Source organism: Aeromicrobium sp. JJY06, from assembly GCF_044069275.1.
Classification (GTDB): Bacteria; Actinomycetota; Actinomycetes; order Propionibacteriales; family Nocardioidaceae; genus Aeromicrobium; species Aeromicrobium tamlense.
In genome coordinates, this window is sequence record NZ_JBIMRD010000002.1 from 177285 (window position 1) to 200364 (window position 23080).

20 protein-coding genes are annotated in these 23080 nt (G+C 71.2%); 10 read left to right on the forward strand and 10 right to left on the reverse strand.

Features of this window, described 5'->3' with window-relative positions:
* Positions 1–12: 12 nt before the first annotated feature.
* From lepB to ACGWYL_RS12345, 5 genes are all read right to left on the reverse strand, one after another.
* Positions 13–594: a signal peptidase I gene (lepB, locus tag ACGWYL_RS12325; RefSeq protein WP_269306612.1), complete on the reverse strand. Its 582-nt coding sequence runs from the start codon at positions 592–594 to the stop codon at positions 13–15.
* Positions 579–1274, reverse strand: coding sequence for a DUF305 domain-containing protein (locus tag ACGWYL_RS12330; protein ID WP_395487324.1), 696 nt, complete (start codon positions 1272–1274; stop codon positions 579–581). Before ACGWYL_RS12330 ends, lepB begins: the two co-directional genes overlap by 16 nt.
* An 84-nt stretch (positions 1275–1358) precedes the next feature.
* Positions 1359–3452, reverse strand: coding sequence for a hypothetical protein (locus ACGWYL_RS12335; RefSeq protein ID WP_395487325.1), 2094 nt, complete (start codon positions 3450–3452; stop codon positions 1359–1361).
* A gap of 17 nt (positions 3453–3469) precedes the next feature.
* Entirely contained in the window at positions 3470–4132 is a 663-nt protein-coding gene (locus ACGWYL_RS12340; protein ID WP_395487326.1) for a hypothetical protein, read from the reverse strand.
* 228 nt (positions 4133–4360) lie between these two features.
* On the reverse strand, positions 4361–5851 hold the full coding sequence (locus tag ACGWYL_RS12345; protein ID WP_395487327.1) for a hypothetical protein: 1491 nt from the start codon (positions 5849–5851) through the stop codon (positions 4361–4363).
* Positions 5852–6083: 232 nt separating this feature from the next.
* Here ACGWYL_RS12345 and ACGWYL_RS12350 point away from each other — a divergent pair, with 232 nt between their 5' ends.
* The 7 genes from ACGWYL_RS12350 to ACGWYL_RS12380 all read left to right on the forward strand — a co-directional run bounded on the left by ACGWYL_RS12350 (position 6084) and on the right by ACGWYL_RS12380 (position 13590).
* Positions 6084–6626 carry a hypothetical protein gene (locus tag ACGWYL_RS12350; protein WP_179424908.1) on the forward strand — a complete coding sequence of 181 codons (543 nt, stop codon included), beginning with the start codon at positions 6084–6086 and terminating at the stop codon, positions 6624–6626.
* Between the two features lie 47 nt (positions 6627–6673).
* A complete protein-coding gene (locus ACGWYL_RS12355) occupies positions 6674–7378 on the forward strand; it encodes a YcnI family protein (RefSeq protein WP_269306620.1) in 705 nt (234 codons plus the stop codon).
* Complete coding sequence (locus ACGWYL_RS12360; protein ID WP_395487328.1) at positions 7375–9024, forward strand: copper resistance protein CopC; 1650 nt, start codon at positions 7375–7377, stop codon at positions 9022–9024. Before ACGWYL_RS12355 ends, ACGWYL_RS12360 begins: the two co-directional genes overlap by 4 nt.
* Positions 9021–9599, forward strand: a complete 579-nt coding sequence (locus tag ACGWYL_RS12365; protein WP_269306624.1) for a DUF1775 domain-containing protein — start codon at positions 9021–9023, stop codon at positions 9597–9599. The genes ACGWYL_RS12360 and ACGWYL_RS12365 overlap by 4 nt, the downstream gene beginning before the upstream one ends.
* Positions 9600–9694: 95 nt before the next feature.
* Positions 9695–10663 (forward strand): DUF4192 domain-containing protein, encoded by a 969-nt coding sequence (locus tag ACGWYL_RS12370; RefSeq protein ID WP_269306626.1) that lies wholly within the window; start codon positions 9695–9697, stop codon positions 10661–10663.
* A 20-nt stretch (positions 10664–10683) separates the two neighbouring features.
* Complete coding sequence (locus tag ACGWYL_RS12375; protein ID WP_179424897.1) at positions 10684–12159, forward strand: glutamate--cysteine ligase; 1476 nt, start codon at positions 10684–10686, stop codon at positions 12157–12159.
* Positions 12160–12261: 102 nt separating this feature from the next.
* The gene (locus ACGWYL_RS12380) at positions 12262–13590 is read left to right on the forward strand and encodes an RNA polymerase sigma factor (RefSeq protein ID WP_395487329.1); all 1329 of its coding nucleotides are present in this window, start codon (positions 12262–12264) and stop codon (positions 13588–13590) included.
* Between the two features lie 79 nt (positions 13591–13669).
* Here the strand turns inward: ACGWYL_RS12380 and ACGWYL_RS12385 are convergent, their stop codons facing one another.
* A complete protein-coding gene (locus tag ACGWYL_RS12385) occupies positions 13670–14911 on the reverse strand; it encodes a polysaccharide pyruvyl transferase family protein (RefSeq protein ID WP_395487330.1) in 1242 nt (413 codons plus the stop codon).
* A 108-nt stretch (positions 14912–15019) separates the two neighbouring features.
* Between ACGWYL_RS12385 and ACGWYL_RS12390 the strand changes: the two genes are divergently transcribed.
* On the forward strand, positions 15020–16561 hold the full coding sequence (locus ACGWYL_RS12390; protein WP_179424891.1) for a phospholipase D-like domain-containing protein: 1542 nt from the start codon (positions 15020–15022) through the stop codon (positions 16559–16561).
* 83 nt (positions 16562–16644) lie between these two features.
* On the opposite strand, the gene ACGWYL_RS12395 is transcribed toward ACGWYL_RS12390, so the two are convergent.
* Positions 16645–16875, reverse strand: coding sequence for a hypothetical protein (locus ACGWYL_RS12395; RefSeq protein ID WP_179428152.1), 231 nt, complete (start codon positions 16873–16875; stop codon positions 16645–16647).
* A 54-nt stretch (positions 16876–16929) separates the two neighbouring features.
* On the opposite strand from ACGWYL_RS12395, the gene ACGWYL_RS12400 reads away from it, so the two are divergent.
* Together ACGWYL_RS12400 and ACGWYL_RS12405 are read left to right on the forward strand one after the other, a co-directional pair.
* Complete coding sequence (locus ACGWYL_RS12400) at positions 16930–19056, forward strand: type IIA DNA topoisomerase subunit B (RefSeq protein ID WP_395487331.1); 2127 nt, start codon at positions 16930–16932, stop codon at positions 19054–19056.
* A 17-nt stretch (positions 19057–19073) separates the two neighbouring features.
* Positions 19074–20081 carry a nitronate monooxygenase gene (locus tag ACGWYL_RS12405; protein WP_395487332.1) on the forward strand — a complete coding sequence of 336 codons (1008 nt, stop codon included), beginning with the start codon at positions 19074–19076 and terminating at the stop codon, positions 20079–20081.
* Positions 20082–20180: 99 nt separating this feature from the next.
* Here the strand turns inward: ACGWYL_RS12405 and ACGWYL_RS12410 are convergent, their stop codons facing one another.
* Genes ACGWYL_RS12410 through ACGWYL_RS12420 form a run of 3 tightly spaced genes read right to left on the reverse strand, consistent with a single transcriptional unit; the run spans position 20181 to position 23075 of the window.
* A complete protein-coding gene (locus ACGWYL_RS12410; RefSeq protein ID WP_179424885.1) occupies positions 20181–20675 on the reverse strand; it encodes a carbonic anhydrase in 495 nt (164 codons plus the stop codon).
* Complete coding sequence (locus ACGWYL_RS12415) at positions 20672–22378, reverse strand: MFS transporter (protein WP_269307048.1); 1707 nt, start codon at positions 22376–22378, stop codon at positions 20672–20674. Before ACGWYL_RS12415 ends, ACGWYL_RS12410 begins: the two co-directional genes overlap by 4 nt.
* A gap of 10 nt (positions 22379–22388) precedes the next feature.
* On the reverse strand, positions 22389–23075 hold the full coding sequence (locus ACGWYL_RS12420) for an LppX_LprAFG lipoprotein (protein ID WP_179424883.1): 687 nt from the start codon (positions 23073–23075) through the stop codon (positions 22389–22391).
* Between the last annotated feature and the right edge of the window lie 5 nt (positions 23076–23080).

The following is a 23080-nucleotide window of genomic DNA, read 5'->3' on the forward strand; positions in this document are numbered from 1 at the left end:
GGCCGCGAGGCGTCAGGGCCAGCCGCGCAGCACGCGGGCCCGGACCGCCGTCAGCGGCAGGAGGCCCGTCTGGCCGCCTCGTGCCTGCATGGCACGCGAGTCGAAGGAGCGACGGCGGTTGTCGCCGAGCACCCAGAGGTGCCCCGGGGGCACCGTGACGTCGTAGGCCACGTTCGAGACGTCGATCGGGGGCTCCGCGAGGTACGGCTCGTCGAGCACGTGCCCGTTGCGCATCAGGGCTCCACCGGGTGCGCAGCATGTGATCCGGTCGCCGGGCAGCCCGAGCACGCGCTTCACCATCGCGTCCTGCGCGCCGACCTCGTCTCCCGCGGCGCCGGAGCGGGCGCGGTGGGCCTCGCGCCAGCTGCGCGGAGCCTCGAACACGACGACCTCGCCGCGGTCGGGGTGTCGCGCCCCGAGCGACGTCGTCAGCAGGGTGCTGCCGACGTCGTGGGTGGGCGCCATCGACGGAGAGGTGACCGTCGCGTGCCCGAGCAGTCCGGTGAGGAAGGACATCGCCAGGGTCGCGGCGAGGGTCGCGCCCGCCCACCAGCCCAGGTGGCGGGGACGACGCGAGGTCAGCTCGCGGGGCACGTCCGGGGCCCGTTGGTCTCGCACCACTCCCGGACCAGACCCTCCATGTAGCGCACCTCGGTGGTCTGCTCGGCGATGATGTGCGTCGCGGTGCTGTGGACGAACGCGTTCGACTGAACGGGCAGGTAGTCCTGCGACATCGTGATGGCACCCTCGTGGTGCTCGATCATCGCTCGGAGGAACGCCACCTGGGCGTCGGGCGTGGGGAGCGTCGCGATCTCGTCCACGCGCTCGGCCGCGATCATGCCCGGCATCGTGCCCGCCGTGTGGTCGTGATCGTCGGCGGCATCGTCCACGGGCTGCTGCCAGGCGCGCAGCCACGCCTTCATGGTCGTGATCTCGTTGCGCTGGTCCTGGATGATGAACCGGGCCGAGGCGCTGACGCGCTCGTCGAGGCCCGCATGACGGCGGACGTTCTCCGAGAGCTCGATGGCCTGCCGGTGGTGCAGGATCATGTCCCGCGCGAACGCGATGTCGGCCGCCGCCGGCGGCTCCGCCTTCTGCAGCCGGGGGAAGGTCTTCACGGTGCCCCACGGGCGCTCCACCGTGGGCCGGTCCGCCGCGGTCTCGGAGGCCTGGGTGCCGCCGAGCGCCACCTGCTGGGGTTGCGATCCGCAGCCGGTGAGGGCCAGCGTCGCCACCACGAGGGCGAGGGGGCGAAGGAGAGTCGTCACGCGCATGGGTACTCCGTCGTCGAAGGGAGGGGGAGGGGACCGGGACGCCACCCGCGCGGATGGCGTCCCGGCCCAGGGCTCAGCCGGTTGTCACTTCCTGACCACGTACTTCACCGCGGCGGTTCCCGACTTGACCGTGCCGCTTCCGGCGTACGACGCCTTCACGACGTACCCCTTCGGCTTCTTCGGTGCCGTGAAGGTGAGGTTGGTGCGACCCTTCACCAGGGTGAGCGTCCTCACGCTGCCGTTCACCGTGAGTCGCACCTTCCCGGAGACCGGCTTGCCGGCCGCGGTCACCGTGACGGCGACCTTGTTCTTCCGGCCGGGCTTCACGGTCTTGGCCGCCAGCCGCACCGCCACGCGCGGCGTCGCCTTGGCGACGGGCCGCGTGGTGGGCGCCGTCGTCGGTGCCGTGGTGGGCGCCGTCGTCGGGGCGGTCGTCGGCTCGGTCGTCGGCTCCGGGGTGGGAGCCGTCGTGGGCGGGGTGCCCCACACGACCGCGTCGGACTCGGCGACGTTCGACGGGAAGCCGGCGGCCGATGCGTTCACCTTGACCGAGATCGACGCGTTCATGTCGGCCTCGCTCAGGGTGTAGTCCTGGCCCGTCGACACGGCCTCGCCGTTGCGGAACCAGGTGTACGCGTAGGTCAGGCTCTGGGCCGCACTGCGCCACGTGCCCGCGCTCGACGTCAGGACCTTGCCCACGGCGGGAACGACGGTCGCGGTGCTGTCGGCCTTGTCGGTGATCTTCGGCTTGACCGTGTTCTCCGGCGTGCACGGCTTCGTGACCGCGTTCACCGAGGAGAACGGACCGTTGATGCACTTGCGCGCATCCTTGATCGTCGGCTTCTGGGCGAAGAAGTCACGCGGGACCAGCTGGAACTTCTGCCAGTGGATCGGCATCGGCGACTGGTCCTCGTCCTTGTCGGTGTGGTGGAACCCGACGTTCACCCACGCGACCGGGTCGGTCAGCTCGTGGGTGTCGTTCGCGACGTAGTCGAGGATCGTCTGTCCCGGGCACCCCGCGTTGAGGTTGTCCGAGGCGTACTCCTCGCACGAGCGGTAGTTCGTGAACGACACCGCCGGCGACGTGACCGGGATCAGCGCGTTGGAGGTGTTGTTGTTCACGATCTCGTACGAGCGCGCGTGCCCGTCCTTGTTCTTGCTGTTGGGGTTCAGCACGCGCCACCAGCTGAGCTGGTCGTGGTCCTCGTTCTCGACCGAGGAGAAGGCCGAGCTCTTGACCGTTCCCGTGCCCTCGACGATCGGAGCGCGCGTCCCGGACCCGGGGCTGCTGAAGTCCCACTGCTCGACCGTCTGCCGCTCGGCCTTGTCGATGCCGAAGTCCACCTTGTAGATCGCGTTGTGCCAGTGCGAGCCCGCGTACGACTGGACCTCCTTGGTGGTGGTCTGGCCGCCCTGGGTCGACGTCACGGTGGACTTGCCCGACAGGGGCCAGCCGACCTTGGGGTTGGTGCCGAAGAACGCACCGGTCTGGCTCTCGGAGGCCCAGCCGGGTGCGATGTCGCCCGTGGCGCCGAGGCCGACGTCGATCTGACCGTGGTCGTCGAAGGAGACGCGCTGCTGGTACTCGTACCAGCTGATCTTCGAGATGGACGAGACGGCGAGGGTCGTGCCCTGGTCGGCGTACAGCGTGCCGCCGCCGATCTGGGTCTCCTGGGCGTGCGTCATGAGTCCCGTGGGGTCCTCCTGAACGCAGATGCCCGGGATCGTCCGCTCCACGAGACGTCCGCTGTACGTGAACGACTGGTCCACGTCGAGCGCCTCGCCGGAGCACACCTCGGGCCCCTGCGTCATCAGGTACTGCTTGCCGAACCCGTACGAGGTGATGTCGTTGTACTGCACGTGACCGGTGTCGTACGGCACGTTCAGCTGGGCGATGTTGAGCTGGTCGAGCACGCGCTTGTAGCCCGCGTACTCGTAGTCGCCCGTGGCCGGCTTGAACTCGATCTGCTCGAGGATGAGGCCCTTGATCGGGTGGATGCGCGCGCACATCCGCCACGCGGACCCGTTCTCGAGCTCCTTCTCGATGAGGCTGTCCGCACACGCCAGGGGCGACTCGGCGGCGGTCGCCGCCGTCGAGGGCAGGACCGAGACCAGGCCTGCCGTGAGGAGTGCGGTCGCGCCGGCGGCGACGATCCGCGTCAGTGTCTTCTTTCGCATCGGACTTCTCTCCCTGCTCACTGCGTGCGGACGATCTTCTGGGTGGACAGGTTCACGACGAAGTCGAAGGTGTTGAGGTACACCCCGGACGCGGTCGAGACCATCAGCTGGGCGCAGCGGTCCTCGCCGCACTCCTTGCCCTTGGCGGTGGTCTTGTTGAAGACCCACGAGCCGGCGACGTAGTCGACCTGGTCGGGATCGATGAGCGGGACGCCCATGTTCTCCTCGAACTCGGCCTTGAACGCCAGCTTCTCCTCGGACTCGACGGCGATCCGCATGGCCAGGTCCGCCTCGGTGGCCGAGGTCGGAGGCTGGGCCTTGGCCGACTTCGTGGAGTCCACGACCTTGCCGGCGCCGAGGTCCACGACCTGGTCGTAGGCGATGTCGTGCGTGTAGTCGTACAGCGCGACCACGGCCTTGCGGCCGGTGTAGTCGTCACCCAGGTCGGGCAGGTCGGCGTAGAGGAACTCCGGCCCCGCCTTCCCCCGCACGTCGGTCGCGTCCGCGGGGATGCTCGCGTCGGTGGACGCCACGTGGATGGCGTAGCCGGTCTCCTCCGCCGAGAGCGTGGCTCGGTCGGCGCCGAGCTTCGGCTTGCTGGTGGGCAGGTCGCCGTCGCCGACGACGGTGAACTTGCTGCTCTCGCCGGAGTCGGTGCCGCTCACGTCCTGTTGCGCCATGACGTAGGTCGTCGCGGCGGCGGTCAGTCCGAGGGCGAGTGCAGCGACGGCGACTTTGCGTGTCCTCCAGGGCACGCGCTGTGACGCATTCACATGGTCTCCTTGTGGGGCTGGTTGGGTGATCGACGCCGGAGGAGCCGGAGCCGTCGGGACCGGCCCGGGGAGCCGGTCCCTCGGGCCGTCGATCGCCGACGGTCCGAGGTCTGGGGAGCGGCGAGGCCGCGTGGGTCAGCGCACGGTCGTCTTCCTGGTGAGGGAGGCGCCGCTGGTGGACGCGTCTCCTGCGTAGACGATGCGCACCGTCGAGCGGCCCTTGCGCAGCCCCTTGATCGTGAGCGTGCGGCTGCCGCGGGAGAGCGTCGTGCGGACGACCTTGGTCTTGCCACCGGACTTGACCGTGACGGTGACGCGTCCCGTGCGCGACCCCTGCGAGGTCACCTTGGCCGTGACCTTCAGCCGTCCCTTGCGCAGCGGCTTCGCCGAGGCGCTCAGGCGGGTCGTGGCCCGGGCGACCGGACGCGCGGCGCTGGTGGCGCTCGCGCCGCCCGCAGCGTTGCTCGCGGTCACCACGACCGCGATCCGGGCGCGGGCGTCGGCGGGGGTGAGACGGTGGGACCGGCCGGTCGCGCCGGAGATGGCCTTGCCGTTGCGCGTCCACCGGAAGGCGTGGGAGGCCGCGGTGCTCCACGATCCGGTCGTGGCCGTGAGCGTGCTGCCGACGCGGGCGGTGCCGGACACGGTCGGCGGAGTCACCAGGACCGGTGCGACCAGCACGGGGGCGGCGCTGGTGATCGGTCCGAAGTCGGTGGACTCGGCGACGCCGGCGGTCCAGCCGGACCTCGACGCGGTGGCTCGCACGCGCAGCACCGAGCCGATGTCCTGGGTCGCCGTGGTGTAGCTGCTTCCGGTCCCGACCACCGTGTCGCCTCGCAGCCACTGGAGGGTCACGCTCGCGTCGGCCGGCGTCCAGCTTCCCGGGGTGGCCGTGAGCACGGAGCCCACGGTCGTGGACCCTGAGATCGCGGGCTTCGCGACGTTCGCGATCGTCTCGACCGGGGCCGTCCCACCCGTGACGAGTGCGGTGGACGCGCTCGTGGCCGTCTCCGTGGCCCCCTGCACCATCGCCACGGAGCGGACGGAGATGCGGTGACCGCCGTCCGCGTCGCGCAGTCGGTAGGTGGAGGTCGTCGCGCCGGCGATGACGGCGCCGTCACGCAGCCACTGGTGGCTGAACTCGACGCCCTGCGTCGGGTACCAGGTGCCACGGCTCGCGGTCAGCACCGAGCCCACGGTGGGAGTGCCCGAGATCGTCGGCACGGCGAGGTTCTCGCTGATCTGGGTCAGGTACGCGTCGGCGACGTACGTCTGCCCGGCGCCGAGCGTGATCGGCGTGGCCTGAGGCTTGTCGGGCTGGTTGTCGTACCACTCGCTGACGGCTTCGTTCTGGTTCTCGAACCACAGGATGTAGGAGCCGGGCTCCAGTCCGGTGAAGGCGTACCCTCCTGCCGACGAGTCGGCGACCGTCGCCTGGACGAACTCTCCGCTGAGTCGGTAGAGCGACACGTCGATGCCCGGCGCGATGACGTGTCCGGTCTCCAGGACGGTGCCGCGGATGACGCCCGTCGCCTCCGCGTGCGCGACCGACGAGGTGAGGGTCGCCAGGGCCGTCGTGGCGACGGCGGCTGCGGTGAGCTGGGACAGGACGCGAGTGACAGACATGCGGGGAAGTTCCTTCTGGCCGGGGTCGATTCGGCCATCAATCTGGTGGCGACGCGTTTCGCGCGGCGGTCGCGGCGGGAACTGGCGCGTTACGAAAGCGCCGTCGATGTGAAGGAGTCGCGATCGTGAATGAGACACCGAATGGGACTGAGGGGCCGCAGGGCCGTGACGGGCGTGTAAACATCAGGTCACCGGCGTCGGGAGCGGGGACGCGTGGCCCTACGCTGACGTCATGGTCGCCCCCGCCGCTCCGGTCGCACGCGTCGTGCGTGCCGGCTCCGTGAGCCTGTGGTCGACCCTCATCGCCGTCGGCGCGCACGTCTCCGGGAGCGGTCAGCCGCCCCCGGCCGTGGTCCTCGTGCCGGTCGTCGCCGCCGGGGCCGCGCTGGCCTGGTGGGCCGCCGCGCGGCGGATCGGATTCGCCGTCGCCCTCGGGCTGCTCGCGGTCCCGCAGGTCGTCGTCCACGTGCTGACGGGCTACGTCCACGGCCACGACGTGGTCCCGGGCGTGGGCATGCTGGTCGCCCACGTGCTCGGGCTCGGAGTCGTCGCGGCGGGCATCGCGCTGGCCGAGCGCCTCTGGTGGTCGTGGTGGCGCCACGTCACCTTCGTCCTGCGCCTCGTCCGTCCCGTCACGGCCCCGGTGCCGGTCGCGCTCGCGCTCCGTGGGGCCGAGCCGCTGCATCCGTCCGCTCTGCTCGAGCACATCGTGGTGCGGCGAGGTCCGCCCTTCTCCCGGGTCGTCACCGCCCCGGTCGCCCGCATCTGCGGGTGACTCCTCTCCGCCTGACCTCAGGCGGTCACCGAACCAGGAGAAGAACCATGTCCCTTGCCCCTCGTGCTGCCCGGACGGCAGCGCTCGCCCTCACGTCCTCGGCCCTCGTGGTCCTCGGCGCAGGAGCGGCCTCGGCCCACGTCTCGGTCACGCCGTCCTCGACGGCTGCCGGCTCCTACGCCGTGTTGACCTTCTCGGTCGGCCACGGCTGCGAGGCCTCGCCGACGACGCAGCTGACCTTCCAGATCCCTGAGGAGGTCATCGCCGTGACGCCGACGGTCAACCCGAACTGGACGGTCGAGAAGAAGATCGAGAAGCTCGAGTCCGCCGTCAAGGGGAGCCATGGCAGCGAGTACACCGAGCGCGTCGCGGAAGTCGTCTACACGGCCAAGACGCCGCTGGCCGACGGTCTGCGCGACACCGTCTCGTTGCAGCTGCCGCTGCCCGAGGAGGAGGGCGAGAAGCTCGTCTTCCCCGTGATCCAGACCTGCGAGAAGGGCGAGACCGCCTGGACGCAGACCTATGAGGAGGGTCAGGACGAGCCCGAGTCCCCGGCGCCGTTCATCACGACGACGGCCGCCGAGACCGACGGTCACGGCGGTCATGGCGACGCCGACGCCGACGCGGACGCGGACGAGACGGCCGAGGCCGGCTCGGGCTCCGACGCGCTGGGCTGGGCCGGCGTCGTGCTCGGCGCGCTGGGACTCGCGGCCGGCGGACTCGCGCTGGGTCGCACGCGGAAGCGCGCGTGACCTTCGCCCCACGCGCCCGGAGAGCACGGCTCGCCGCCGTGCTCTCCGGGCTGCTCCTGCTCCTGGTGTGGCCGGCCGCCGCGTTCGGCCACGCCACGCCGATCGGGAGCAACCCCGCGGACGGGCAGGTGCTGACGTCCTCGCCGAGCGAGCTCACCGTGTCGTTCACGGAGCCGGTGACGCTCGCGGGGAACGGCAACGCCGTGCTCGACGCCACCGGCGAGGAGGAGCCGGCGGAGTTCTCCGTGCGTGACTCCGTCCTCACGATCCGTCCCGAACAGCCCCTGCCGACGGGGACCCACGTCGTGACGTGGCGCGTCGTGTCGGCCGACTCCCACCCCGTCACCGGTGGGTTCACGTTCGCGGTGGGCGAGGCGACGCCCGGCGCGATCGGCGTGCCGGATTCCGAGGCCCAGCGCGAGCTCGTCGTGGGACGGTCGGTCGTCGAGGCCCTCCGCTACGCCGGTGTGCTCGGGCTCGCCGGGCTCGTCGCCTTCTCGCTCTTCGTGGTGCCCTCCTCCGTGCGCCGGGCGCAGGACGTCGAGCGACGCACGCGCGCAGCCACGCGGCGACTCGCCGCGCTCGCCGTCATCGCCTCCGTCCTGCTCGCACCCCTCACCGCCGTGTGGGAGTCGGGGGAGGAGCTGTCCGCGGTCGCGCGTCTCGACGCCTGGCGCGACGGACTGACCTCGTCCGCCGGCGTGGCCGCACTCCTGGCGCTCCTGGGAGTGGCGGCGGCGCTGCGCGGGCGATCGCGTGAGCCCGTGCTCGCCGCGGTCGGGGTCGCGCTGATGCTCTCCTCGCTCGCGCCGGTCGGGCACACCCGCAGCTACGGTCCTTGGTGGCTCGTCGTCCCGGCCGACCTCCTGCACGTGCTCGCCGGTGCGGTCTGGTGGGGCGGACTGATCGGCCTCGCGATCGTCCTCGCGTCGGGCTCGACCCTGCGGGTGCGGGAGCGCGCTGCCACCCTCTCCCGTTTCTCCGCCGTTGCCGGGGTGTCGGTCGTCGGGCTCGTCGCGGCGGGCATCGTCCTCTACTGGCGGGTCGCGGACTCGTTCTCGGCCCTGTGGGAGACCGGGTACGGCAGGTCGGTGATGATCAAGGCGCTCCTGCTCGTCCCCGTGGTCGCGGTCGCGGCTTGGAACCGTCGGTTCGTCGTGCGCCGCGTCTCCGGACGCGACGCCGAGGCGGGGGCGCGCGTCCTCCGGCGCACCGTGGCCTTCGAGGCCGTCGTGATCGCCGGAGTGCTGCTCGCCACCGGCGTGCTCGTCGGGCAGACCCCGCCCCCGCGGACGGACACCGTCGTCAGGGACGTGCCGACCGTCCAGCGCGCGCAGCTCGAGCTGGAGGACTCCCACCGCGTCGAGGTCGTCGTGTCGCCCACGCGCCGCGGAGTGAACGCCGTGCAGATCGAACTGACGGACGGCGCGGGCCGCGTGGTGGACCTGCCCGATCCGCCACGCCTGCAGATCTCGCTCGAGGAGGGAGACGTCGGCCCGATCAACCGGCCGCTGACCCGAACGGGCCCGGGTCACTGGGAGGGCACCGCGGACCTACCTCTGCCGGGCGCCTGGCGGCTGCTGGTGGCCGTGCGGCTGACCCGGTTCGACGAGCCCGTCGTGTCGACGGAGGTGCTGATCCCATGAGCGATCGACCGAGACTCACCCTGGCCGCCGCGAGCGCCGCCGTCGCTCTGGTCGTCGGGGCGGCTTCGCCCGCGATCGCCGATACCTCGATCGAGGGCATCGTGCCCCAGGGCGACGGGACCACCGTCCTCGTGGTCGCCGTCGAGGACGGCTGCGGCGACGCCCCGACCACCGGGTTGGCGCTCGAGGTGCCTGACGACGTGTCGCTGATCGATGCCACGGCGCCCGACGGGTGGACGCGAGTCCTCGACGGTCCGCGCGTGGAGTTCGCCGGTACCGGCATCCCGCCAGGACAGGCGACCGAGTTCCTCGTCACGGCGCGCATCGGCGAGGAGGCGGCTCCGGAGGTCGCGGTCGTGTCCGAGCAGCAGTGCGGGGACGGACGTGTAGGCGCTCGGTCCCAGCCGGCCTTCGAGGTGACGGCGGAGTCCGTCGACCCGCGGATGACCGTCCGGGAGCCGCCGACCGTCTCCCCGGGCGCCGACAGCGCCCAGATCGCGTTGGTGGTCGGGGCGTTCGTGCTCGCCGTCGCCGCAGGCACGGTCGTGGCACGGCGGCGGAGCGACCGGGACTAGCCCTCCGTCCACAGGGGCGGATCGGAGCCCGGCATCGTCCACAGGCCGCGGGGGAGGGGTTCAGCCGAGCCCCGTCCGAGCACGAGGGTCGGCTCATGACCGAATCCGTGTTCCGCGCCCACACCCACGAGGACCTCCTCAACGCCCTGCCCACCTTCTTCGGGTTCGTGCCCCGCGAGTGCGTCATCGGCATGGCGGTCTCGGGCCCGCGCTGCCGGTTCGGCTTCCGACTGCGGCACGACCTGCCCGAGCCGGGCGAGGAGGCCGCGCTGGCCGCCGAGCTCGCGCCGCACCTGCTGCGCAACGGGGACGAGGGCTTCTTCGTCTTCGGGCTCTCCTCCGACGCCGAGCGTGCCCGGACGATGGCGTTGGCGCTGCGCGACGCCCTGCCGCCCGGTCGGGACTGGCTGACGATCTGGGCCGACGACCACCGGCTCTGGGCCGATCTCCCGGAGGTCCCGCCCGAGGGCGAGCCGTACACGCTCGACGCCCACCACGAGGCGATCGTGCGCGCCGTCGCCGAGGGCCGGGTCATCGCACGCGACCGGTCCGACCTCGCGGCCGAGGTGGCTCCGGCACGCGACCCCCGCCGCCGCTGGCTCGACGCGGCGCACGACGAGGAGCTGGGGCGCTTCATGGCTCGCGCGCTGACCACGGATCCCGACGCGTTCCTCGCGGGGGAACGCGCGGCCGTCGCGGAGCTCACCGATCGGTTCCTGGCGGGAGCGCACCTCACCGACGGCCAGCTCGTCGAGCTCTCGGTGCGCGCCTCGGGGCGGCAGGTCCGCGACACCGCGTGGCTGCGGATCACACGGGACAACGCTGGGCCGATGTACCAGCTGTGGGCGGCGGTCGCGCGCATCGCGGCCGAGGAGTTCGCGCCGGCGTCCCTGTGCCTCGCCGGGTTCTCGGCCTGGCAGATGGGCGACGGTGTCCGCGCCCGGTTCGCGCTGGAGCGTGCCCTCGTGCTGGAGCCCCACTACCGGATGGGCCAGCTGCTCCGCGGCGCGCTGGAGGCCGGGATGCATCCCGACCTCTGGGCCACAGCGGGCGCGCGGCCCTGATCCGCCCCTAGGCTGGCGACATGGGACAGGACGTCGAGGCCCGGGAGTTCACGGGCGAGGACCGGGCTCGGTACCGCGCCAAGGTGCGTCGCAACCTCGACGTGCTCGCCGCGATGCTGGGGCAGCAGGACTTCTCGGTGCCGGATCCGCACGTCGGCATCGAGATCGAGTTCAACCTCGTCGACGACTCGGGCGACCCGGCGCTGCGGAACTCCGAGACGCTCGACGCGATCGCGACCGAGGACTTCCAGACCGAGCTCGGCCAGTTCAACGTCGAGATCAACGTGCCGCCCGCCCCCGTGGCGGGCCGCGGGCTGGCGGACATGGCCGAGCGCATGCGCGAGGACCTCAACGTCGCGCAGGGGAAGGCGCAGAGCGTCGGCACCGGCCTCATGATGATCGGCATCCTGCCCACGCTGGACGCGCCGCACCTGACGCGTGAGTCGATCTCGGCGAACCCGCGGTACCACCTGCTCTCCGACCAGATCCTCACCGCGCGCGGCGAGGACATCCACCTGGTCATCAACGGCGTCGAGCGGCTGCGCACGACGATCGACACGATCATCGCCGAGGCCGCCTGCACGAGCACCCAGCTGCACCTGCAGGTCGAGCCCGAGGACTTCGCGCCCACCTGGAACGCTGCGCAGGCGATCGCGGGCGTCCAGATCGCCGTCGGCGCGAACTCGCCCTTCTTCCTGGGCAAGCGGCTGTGGCACGAGACCCGCATCGCCCTGTTCGAGCAGGCCACCGACACGCGCACCGACGAGCTCAAGGCGCAGGGCGTCCGCCCGCGCGTGTGGTTCGGCGAGCGCTGGATCACCTCGGTCTTCGACCTCTTCGAGGAGAACTCGCGCTACTTCCCGGCGCTGCTGCCGATCGTCGAGGACGAGGACCCGGTGGCCGAGATCGAGGCCGGCCGGATCCCGGTCCTGCCCGAGCTCCGCCTCCACAACGGCACGATCTGGCGCTGGAACCGGCCGATCTACGACGTCGTCGACGGCAAGCCGCACCTGCGCGTCGAGAACCGGCTGCTGCCCGCGGGTCCCACGGTCAAGGACACCGTGGCGAACGCCGCGCTGTTCTACGGGCTCGTGACCGCGCTGACCGAGCAGGAGCGTCCCGTCTGGAGCCAGCTGTCGTTCAAGGCGGCCGAGGAGGGCTTCCACGAGGCCGCCGCCGCCGGGATCGAGGCGCAGGCCTACTGGCCGGGCATCGGCACCGTTCCCGTGCGCGAGCTGGTCCTGCGCCACCTGCTGCCCCTGGCGCACGTGGGCCTGGAGCGTCGCGGCGTGGACGGCGCGGTCATCGACGAGTTCCTCACGATCATCGAGCGACGCTGCGTGACCGGGCGGAACGGCTCCACCTGGATGACCGAGCAGTTCGACCGGATCCACGAGCGCGGCAGCGACGTCTTCGACTCGATGCGAGCCCTCACGCGCCGCTACGCCGAGCACATGCACAGCAACGAACCGGTGCACTCCTGGCCCGTCGACTGAACCGGTACCCGTTCGTCTTGGGCACCGTGGCACACTGGTGCCAGAGGTTGACCGCAGGCCTCATTGTCATGCCCCGAACGACGTTGTGAGGTTGATGATCCGGTGACTCGTGCCGCCCAGACCGCGAAGGCAGCGACCACGAAGAAGGCGCCTGCACCGGCGTCCAAGAAGGCCGCGAGCGCGTCGGAGGAGGTCACCGACGCGAGCTCCGCCGTGAAGAAGGCCCCCGCCAAGAAGGCTCCGGCGAAGAAGGCCGCGGCCAAGAAGGCGCCCGCGAAGAAGGCTGCTGCCGCGAAGGGCGGCGAGGTCGTCCTCGGCGACCAGGTCGATCTGGCCGACGTGCTCGAGACGAAGCCGGCGGTCGACGCCGACGGCAAGAAGGTCCTCCCGGACATCGCCGACGAGGTCTTCGAGAAGGACCTGAAGGAAGACCCCACGCTGAAGGAGGACGAGGAGGCCAGCTTCACGCTCTCCTCGGCCGACGACACCGACGAGCCCGCGGTCCAGGTGACCGTGGCCGGCGCCACCGCCGACCCCGTCAAGGACTACCTCAAGCAGATCGGCAAGGTCGCGCTGCTGACCGCCGCCGAGGAGGTCGAGCTCGCCAAGCGCATCGAGGCCGGCCTGTTCGCCGAGGAGAAGCTCGCCAAGTCCAAGCGTGTCGCGGACAAGCTCCGCGAGGAGCTCGACTGGATCATCATCGACGGTCGCCGCGCCAAGAACCACCTGCTCGAGGCCAACCTGCGACTCGTCGTCTCGCTGGCCAAGCGCTACACCGGCCGCGGCATGCTCTTCCTGGACCTGATCCAGGAGGGCAACCTGGGCCTCATCCGTGCGGTCGAGAAGTTCGACTACACCAAGGGCTTCAAGTTCTCCACGTACGCCACGTGGTGGATCCGTCAGGCCATCACCCGCGCCATGGCCGACCAAGCGCGCACCATCCGCATCCCGGTGCACATGGTCGAGGTCATCAACAAGCTGGCCCGCGTCCAGCGCCAGATGCTCCAGGACCTGGGCCGCGAGCCCACCCCGGAGGAGCTGGCGGTCGAGCTGGACATGACGCCCGAGAAGGTCGTCGAGGTCCAGAAGTACGGTCGCGAGCCGATCAGCCTCCACACGCCGCTGGGCGAGGACGGCGACAGCGAGTTCGGCGACCTCATCGAGGACTCCGAGGCGATCGTCCCGGCCGACGCCGTGTCGTTCACCCTGCTCCAGGAGCAGCTGCACGCCGTGCTCGACACCCTGAGCGAGCGTGAGTCGGGCGTCGTCTCGATGCGCTTCGGCCTCACCGACGGCCAGCCCAAGACGCTCGACGAGATCGGCAAGGTCTACGGCGTCACGCGCGAGCGCATCCGCCAGATCGAGTCCAAGACGATGAGCAAGCTGCGTCACCCGTCGCGCTCGCAGGTCCTGCGCGACTACCTCGACTGAGCCTCACCCCACGGCGAACGGCCCGCGACCTCACGGTCGCGGGCCGTTCTGCGTGTGAGAGTCGCGTGCGGAACGTCGGTCAGCGGAGGCGGCGGCGCACCGCGCGGGCGAGGCGACGGGCGGGGGAGACCGGGCCGGCGTTCGACCGGACCACGGGCGGGAAGCCCGGGTCGGCGGCCACGGCCGCGACGGCGGCGTCGAAGCGCTCGACCCCGCCTGCTGGACCGAACCCGTGCCGGAGCCCGTGACGCTCGAGGAATGCCGCGTAAATGTCCCATCGCTCGCGGTGACCGTCGACGAGCGCGGACCAGTCGGCCTGCGCGAACAGGTCCGGCACCGAGACCTCGGACGGGTCGCGCTCGTCGAGCCGCACGAACGGGATGCGGTGGTACCGCGCCAGCTCGAGGGTGCGCGAGTCGTGCGCGAGCAGGACCGCGGGCGTGCCGGAGATCAACGACACGATCGTGCCGTGGATCCGCGTGCCGAACGCGAACCGCTGGCTGCGCAGGAACTCCTGCCACGCGGGGATGTTGAGCGGGAACACCGTGCGTCCGGGCGAGAAGATCGGGTGCTCGGGGGAGAGCGGCAGGCGGGGATCGTCGCCGGCCAGCGACGTCCCGCGCAGCAGCAGCCGCAGCGTGTGGACGTCCTGGCCGATGTAGGTCAGGTGCCGGTGCCGCCGCAGGCTCTGCTCGAGGATCGGCCCCATCTCGGTCACGTAGGGAGAGATGGTGATCGCGATCGGGTCGTCGGCCGCGACGGCGTCGGGGAGCCGCAGCGGCAGCTCGGGGCCGTGGAGGAACATCGAGGGACAGCCGATGACGTCGACCTCGGAGTCGTCGAAGCCCAGGCCGACGAGGTACTCCTTGGTGAAGTCGCCGCGGACGCCGATCGACGGGCCGCGCTCCAGGACCGCACGGACGAAGCGCCGGGTGGCCTTCTCGACGGCCTCGCGCTCCGCGCGGGGCGCGTTGCCGTCGAGGTCGGCCTGCGCCCCGACCCCCAGCACGGTGAAGCCGGTGGTGAGCTGCTCGATCGCGGTCGACTGGCGGTCGAGGGCCTTGAGGTTGGAGGCGCGGAAGTGGTTGGCGAGCGGGAAGACCACGTGGTCGAACTCGCGGTTCACCCGAGCGGGGTCGGCGAACCACGGGCCCGTGGGCGCTGCGGTGACGTCGTCGCCGGGGTGCGTCAGGAGCCGCTCGGAGGCGTGGCTGAAGGCCAGGTTCCCGACGTTGTTGCCGATGAGGTTGCGCTCGAGGACGGTGGCGGCGTCGGCCGGTTCCAGCGTGGGGTGGTGGACCTTCAGGAGAATGCGCGCCACCCGCTGGACTATACCGACGCGGCGCCCGGCCGCCGCGGTCCCGTGACCCCACGCGGCCATGGGTTAGGCTGTCGCGACCGCTTGTTGTCGTCTCGGGGGAGTTCCACCGTGTCCGTCAGTCATCGACTTCGACTCGCGAGTGTCGCCGCCCTCGGTGCGCTCGTGCTGCCGCTCGTCGCCGCTTCCACCACGTTCGGAGCGGACGAGACCGAGGTCGCCGACCCCGCCGCGGCCGTCGAGCCGCAGGCGGCGCCGACGGAGGAGGCGCCCCGGGTCGAGACCCAGGCGGTGACCCCGCAGGCCGTCGCGCCGGCCGCCACCACGGTCCGCGGTCGCCCCTACGGCGCGGCCTACCCGGTCGAGGTCGAGGCCAACTTCTCGCGTCCGTACTTCGACCGCGGCGCCTCGAACCGCGACTACTCCCTGCTGAACGACCTCGAGCGCCTCATCCGCGGCTCGTACAAGACCCCGCAGGGCAAGTACAAGAGCAAGAAGCAGCGCCGCGCCACCTCGGTCTACGCCGCCAACTCGCGCATGGAGGACTCGGTCCGCATCGGCCGCGAGCTCGTCCGCGCCGCGAAGGCCGGCGTCAACGTGCAGTTCATCCACCCGAACGCGCACCTGTCGGGCGCCTCGAAGAAGCTGCGCAAGCAGCTGAACGCCACGAAGTACGGCAAGTTCCGCATCTGCTCCAACGGCAAGTCGATGGCCTGCCTCTCGCGTGTCAACGGCGCGATCATGCACTCCAAGATCGTCATGGTCAGCGACACCTACACGCGCAGCAACAAGCGCGCCAAGGGCGTCGTGTGGACGGGCTCGACGAACTTCGGCGGCCGCAGCGCCGAGCGCACGTACAACAACGGCAGCACGGTCTACAACGACAAGAAGCTCTGGTACCAGATGCGCGGCGTCTGGAAGGACATGTGGGCCGAGCGCCGCATCGGCTCGGACTACGGTCGCTACATCGCCAAGCGCAGCACGCGCTACGGCTACCGCACCGCCACCCGCGACGGCTACTCCAGCGCCTACGCCAAGCGCGGCCTGCTGTACTCGAACCTCTCGAACTACACGGTGCACGTCACGCCGCTGCGCGCGACGCCCACCAACGGCCGCGACCCGATCCTCAACATGCTGAACCGCATCGTCCCCGACGAGCAGTGCCGCATCCGCGTCATGGAGAACCGCTTCAAGTACCGCCGCATCGCGCTGGCGTACAAGCTGGCGGCGCTCAACAACGGTGGCTGCCGTGTGTCGGTCGTGGCCTTCAAGGACGACCTGAAGAAGAACTATCTCGAGCACTGCCGCCAGCTGCTGCGCGTGTGCAAGCCGATCCTCGACGTGCTCAAGACCTCGCGCACCGAGGTCGACGCGGCCTACGCGCAGATCCACGACAAGGCGATCCTGGTCGACGCGAAGCTCAAGCGGAACAAGATGAACCCCGAGGAGCGCCTGCCCGGTGGCGGCGTCTGGCCCAAGTCCGGTGCGCGCGTCAAGCTCGTGCTGGCCGGCTCGGCCAACCTGACGGGCTCGAACCTGGTGGCCAGTGACGAGATCACGACCATCACGACCGACCCCGACGTGTACGACGCCTACGTCGAGCACTGGCGCTCGGTCACCCAGACGAAGTCGTACGGCGTCTTCAAGTACTGAGCCTCAGGTACTGGGCGACGAGAACGGCGCCGGACCCCTCGGGGTTCGGCGCCGTCGTCGTTCTCGGCTGGGGCGGGTGCGCCTCAGACCGTGAGTCGGTCGCTCTCGTCGTGGTAGTCCACGGCGATCTCGCGCAGTCGCGTCTCGTGCAGTCGGGCGTGGTGGCCGCAGAAGACCAGGTCGGCGCCCGAGGGCAGTTCGACGCGAACCAGCGCCTGCGCACCGCAGCGGTCGCAGCGGTCGGAGGCGGTGAGGGCGGGGAACTCGGCAGTGGCCGTCACGGTGTCCTCATTTCGTCGGGTGTCGTCGAACATCACCATGAATACTCCCTCATCCGGCCAAACGCGCGTCGGACGCGCCGAGGGGGCGTGTCACGTGCGATCCGGTGGGGTCGGCTCGATACCGTGAGAGCCGGGGGAATCGATGAGGAGGAACCGGACATTTCCACGTACGACGCACGCAATCTGCTCGTCCTCGAGGGGCTCGAAGCGGTACGCAAGCGACCCGGCATGTACATCGGCTCGACGGACACGCGCGGCCTCATGCACTGCCTGTGGGAGATCATCGACAACTCCGTCGACGAGGCGCTGACCGGTCACGGCGCGCACATCGACGTCCTGCTCCACGGCGACGGCTCGGTGGAGGTCCGGGACGACGGACGCGGCGTGCCGGTCGACATCGAGCCGAAGACGGGCCTCACCGGCGTCGAGGTCGTCTACACGAAGCTGCACGCGGGCGGAAAGTTCGGCGGCGGCTCGTACAACGCCACCGGCGGTCTGCACGGCGTCGGCGCCTCCGTCGTGAACGCGCTCTCGGCGCGCCTCGACGTCGAGGTCGACAAGGGCGGCGCCACGTGGGCCATGTCCTTCCGCCGTGGCGTGCCCGGCGTGTTCGCCGGCGACGGCGCCGACGCGGACTTCACCCCCGACAACACGCTGCGCAAGATCGGCAAGGTCGCGAAGGCGCGCACGGGCACGCGTGTCCGCTACTGGGCCGACCCGCAGATCTTCATCAAGGGCGCCAAGTTCTCCTACGAGGACCTCGTCGCCCGCGCCCGCCAGACCTCGTTCCTCGTGCCCGGACTGCGCCTGCGCATCCGCGACGAGCGCGCCGACGAGCCGCGCGAGGAGGACTTCTTCCACGAGGGCGGCATCTCCGAGTTCTGCGACTTCCTGGCGCCCGACGGGCCCGTCTCGGAGGTGCTGCGCATCCAGGGCGAGGACACCTTCGTCGAGACGGTGCCGGTGCTCGACGAGAAGGGCCACATGACGCCGCAGGACGTCGAGCGCACGCTCGGCGTCGACATCGCCCTGCGCTGGGGCACCGACTACGACACGGTCGTGAAGTCGTTCGTGAACATCATCGCCACGCCCAAGGGCGGCACCCACGTGTCGGGCTTCGAGCGCGGCGTCACCAAGACGTTCAACGAGGTCCTGCGGAGCTCCCGCATGCTCAAGAACGGCGATCCCGACGTCATCAAGGACGACGTGCTCGAGGGCCTCACCGCCGTCGTCACCGTGAACCTCGCCGAGCCGCAGTTCGAGGGCCAGACGAAGGAGGTGCTCGGCACCCCGCCGGTCACCCGCATCGTCAACAAGATCGTGGCGCGTGAGCTCAAGGCGTTCCTGACCTCCACCAAGACCGCGCAGAAGGCCAAGGCGCGCCAGGTGATGGAGAAGGTCGTCGGCGCGTCGCGCACGCGCCTGGCGGCGCGTCAGCACCGCGACACCCAGCGCCGCAAGAACGCGCTCGAGTCGAGCGCCCTGCCGGCGAAGCTCGCCGACTGCCGCAGCAACGACATCGAACGCTCCGAGCTGTTCATCGTGGAGGGCGACTCGGCCCTCGGCACCGCGAAGTCGGCGCGCGACGCCGAGTTCCAGGCGCTGCTGCCGATCCGCGGCAAGATCCTCAACGTCCAGAAGGCCAGCATCGGCGACATGCTGAAGAACGCCGAGTGCTCGTCGATCATCCAGGTGGTGGGCGCCGGCTCGGGCCGCACGTTCGACCTCGACGCGGCGCGGTACGGCCGGATCATCTTCATGGCTGACGCCGACTCCGACGGCGCCCACATCCGCTGCCTGCTGGCGACGCTGTTCTTCCGCTACATGCGCCCGATGGTGGAGGCCGGCCGCGTCTACACCGCCGTCCCGCCGTTGCACCGGATCGAGCTCGTCTCGCCCAAGAAGGGGCAGGACAAGTACATCTACACGTACTCCGATCCCGAGCTGCAGCGGAAGCTGGCCGAGCTGAAGAAGCGCAACATCCGCTGGAAGGACGCGCCGCAGCGCTACAAGGGCCTGGGCGAGATGGACGCCGACCAGCTGGCCGAGACCACGATGGACCCGCGCCACCGCACGCTGCGCCGCCTCACCGTGGACGACGCGGAGGCCGCCGCCGACGTGTTCGAGCTGCTCATGGGCAACGAGGTCCCGCCGCGCAAGGAGTTCATCATCCAGGGCGCCTACGAGATCGACTCCGAGCTCATCGACGCCTGAGCGGGGAGGATGGGTCCGTGCGGAGCCTGAGTCTCACCTCGCCGATCATGGCGGCGCCGATGGCCGGCGGGCCGACGACGCCGGCGCTGCTGCGCGCCGTCGCTGACGCGGGATCCCTCGGGTTCGTCGCGGCGGGCTACCGGACGGCGGCGCAGCTGGCCGAGGACGTCGCCGCGTCGCGCCCCCTCTCCGGCGACTTCGGGGTGAACCTGTTCGTCCCCGAGCGGGAGCCGGTCGACCTGGACGCGGTGCGGCGCTATCGCGACCTCATCGCCGCCGAGGTCGCGGCGACGGGGGCCGAGGTCGGTCCCGTGGTCGAGGACGATGACGACGAATGGGACGCGAAGGTCGATCTCCTGACCCGGGATCCCGTCCCGTGGGTGAGCTTCACGTTCGGGCTTCCCGACGTCGGCACCGTGCAGCGACTGCGCCGGGCCGGCTCGCGACTGCTCCTGACGGTCACCGACGTGGGCGAGGCCCGCGCCGCCGCCGAGCTCGATCCCGACGGACTGGTCGTCCAGTCGGCGACGGCCGGCGGGCACCGCGGCACCTTCGACCAGCGCCACGAGCCGGGGACCGAGGACCTGCCGTCGCTGGTCGGCGCGGTCGTCGCCGCGACCGGTGTGCCGGTGATCGCCGCCGGGGGAGTGTCCGGCGCTGCAGCGGTCCGGTCGGCGCTCGAGGCCGGTGCCGAGGCCGTGGCGGTGGGCACGGCGCTGCTGCTGGCTGACGAGGCCGGCACCCGGCCCACTCATCGAGAAGCGCTCACGGACCCCGCGTCCACGACCACCACGATGCGGGCGTTCACCGGCCGGGTGGCACGCGGGATCCGCACCTCGTTCAGCGACCGGTACGACTCCACGGCTCCGCCGGCCTACCCGGCGATCCACCACCTGACGTCGCCGATGCGACGCCGGGCGGCGCAGCACGGCGACCGTGATCACGTGCACCTCTGGGCCGGAACCGGCTTCCGTCAAGGACGGGCTCTTCCGGCGCGCGAGGTCCTGGCGGCGCTGATCCCGTGAGAGACGCCGGTGGGCGGTCAACCGAATGACGACCGCTTTCCGTTGACCACCGACCGCTCCCGGGCGGGAGCGGTTGACGGCTCACCGCTCAGGCATGAGTCAGTCGACGGGGGTCAGCAGGCCGCTGTCGACGTCGTAGAGGAAGCCGCCGACCTCGACGGAGTCGGGGACGAGCGGGTGGCTGCGGACCTTGTGCACGTCGGCGCGGATCGTGGCCTGCTGGTCCTCGATGACACCGATCGACATCCACGAGGCGTCGGTGCCGGTGAACTCCGCGACGCGCTCCTTGACCTGCTCCTCGGTGGAGGAGGCCATGGCGCAGCGGGTGTGCTCGATGACCAGGACGCGCTTGACCTGCAGCAGGCTCACGCCCAGCACGATCGCGACGAGGACCTGGTCGGTGACGCGGCCGCCGGGGTTGCGCAGGATCTTCGCGTCGCCCTCCTGGAGGCCGATCATGGCGAGGGGATCGATGCGCGAGTCCATGCAGGTCACCATGAGGACGCCCGCACGGGCGATGCCGTCGAAGCCTCCCTCGTGGTCCTGGGCGTAGCGCCGGTTCGCTTCCAGCAGGTCGTCGAAAGAGGTGGTCATGAGGAGAAACTAGCGCGCCGGCGCAGGAGCAGCAGGGCGAGGGCCGCCGCGACGAACGCCGCCACCGCGGCGCCGGTGAAGACGGCCTGCAACTGCGCGATCCCGGCGTCGCGCATCGCCCCGTTGTAGGCGCGGCACGCGGTGGCCGAGCCGTTGCAGAGCTCCTCGATGGGCGGGATCCGCTCCACCGCGGAGTGGAACGCGCGCAGGCCCAGGGTGGTCAGGGCGGAGATGCCGATCAGCATGCCCACCATGCGGGCCACGACGAGCAGCGCGCTCGCCAGGCCGTGCACGTCGTCGGCCGTGTGCTCGAGCAGCGCGGCGTTCACCGGCGCGATCGCGAGGCCGAAGCCGAGGCCGCACGCCGCCAGCACGATCGTCGACGTGAACGACTCGAGCGACTTCTGGTCCCACGTCGCCATGACGAGGAAGCAGCCGCCCGAGAGGGCGAGGGCGGCACCGGTCAACGGCCCGGCCGGCAGGTGCCGCAGCAGCCAGCCGCCCAGGACGGCGCCGACCGGCAGGGCGACGAGGAAACGCAGCAGCACGAGGGCGGCCTCGAGCTGGTCGTCGGGCGCGATCGTCAGGCGCGCGAAGAACGGGATGTCGACGAGCGCGGCGATCAGCGCGGAGCCGACGAAGAACGAGACCGCGATGGAGCCCCACGCAGGAGTGGCGGTGAGTGAGCCACGGGGGATGAGCGGGTGCGCCGCGTGCCGTCCGCGCCAGACGAAGAGACCGAGCGCGATCGCCGCGACCGGCAGCAGCACGATCGCGTCCTCGGACACGACGGCCTGCTCGGGCTCCGCGCTGGCGAACGTCAGGATGACGGCTCCGAGGGCCACCGTGAGCGCCGTGGCGCCCCACAGGTCGGTCTGGCGTGCCACCTCGCCCCATGCGCGCCACGCGAGCAGCGGACGAGCTGCGGTGGCTTGGCGCACCGCGAAGGCCACGAGCAGGCCGTAGCCGACGAGGGCGAGCGGCGTGAGCCACCGCGAGTCGCCGGCCACCGGAAGGAACGCCAGCCCGCTCGTGACACCGGTGGTGAGCCGCTCGGGCTCGAGCATCACCAGCAGGAGACAGCCACCCGCCAGCAGCGCCAGGAGCAGGCCGGGCACGTCCCAGCCTCGCTCGTGCTCGGCGGGGCGGTGACGCAGGAGGGCGGCGCCGATGAGGAGACCGACCGCCGCGTTGAGCCAGAAGATGTCGTGCCACGTGCCGAAGGCGAGGATCGCCGCGCCCCAGAGCGGGCCGACGACGCTGCCGAGCTCCTGGACGGCGCCGACGATGCCCAGCGGCAGCCCGCGCCGCTCGGCGGGCCACGTGTCGGCGATGAGCGCGAGGGTCGGCGGGATGAGCCCGCCCCCGCCGATGCCCTGGATCAGCCGTCCGAGCACGATCGTGGTGAGGTCGTAGCCCGCCGCCGTGATCACCGAGCCGATCGCGAAGATCACGAGGCAGCCGATCAGCACGGGAACCCGTCCGCGCAGGTCCGAGACCCGGCCGATGAGCGGCAGGACCGCCACGTAGCCGAGCAGGAACCCCGAGATGATCGGCGCGGCCCGCTGCAGCTCGGCGACCGTGAGGCCGGCGGCCGTCATCATGTCCGGCAGCGCCAGGACGACGACGTACGTGTCCGCGGCGGCGAAGCCGATGGCCACCGCCGCGAGCGCGAGCAGCCCGCGGGACGCGAGCTCCTTCATCGCCACCGGCTCAGGGAGCCTCGATGCCGGCGGGCTCGTCGCGCGGTTCCAGCCGCAGCGTGTAGGTCACGTCCTCGCCGCCGTAGAACGGGCCCGTGATCTTGGCGTCGTGCAGCTCGTCGTCGTCGGTGAGCCGGTACGTGACGTCGAAGTCCTCGGTCTTGTCGGCCGTGGGGATCAGCTGCGCGATGCGCTCGCCGGGCAGGTCGCCGGTGATCTCGGTGAGGACGAGGTCGCCGTCGCGGGACTGGTCGCCGGCCTCGACGTCCTCGGTGGCCTTCAGCAGGCCGGCGAGTCCGGAGTCGGCGTCGGTGCCCACCAGGTCGGCCGGGTCGGGTGCGCCGAGCGAGGCGGGGTCGAGGGGCGCCCAGACGGGCGAGAAGCCGGTCTTGGCGTAGGTCTTGCCGTCGACCGAGATCACCTCGGCCGCGAGGGTGGCGCCACCGGCGACCACCTTCACGTCGCCCTGGAAGGCGGGGGACTGGTCGCCGACGCCGTCCGCCGAGAGCAGCCCGCGCTGCCCGCTGGGCAGCTCCTTCGTGCTGAGGGAGATGTCGAACGACTCGGCCTCCGCCAGCGCCTGTGAGGCGGCGTCGAGGCGCTCGGCGGGGTCGCCGGAGTCGGAGTCGTCGCCGGTGCAGGCGGTCAGCAGCAGGGCGCTGCTCAGGATCGTCGCGGTCAGCAGTCGAGGAAACACGTCGG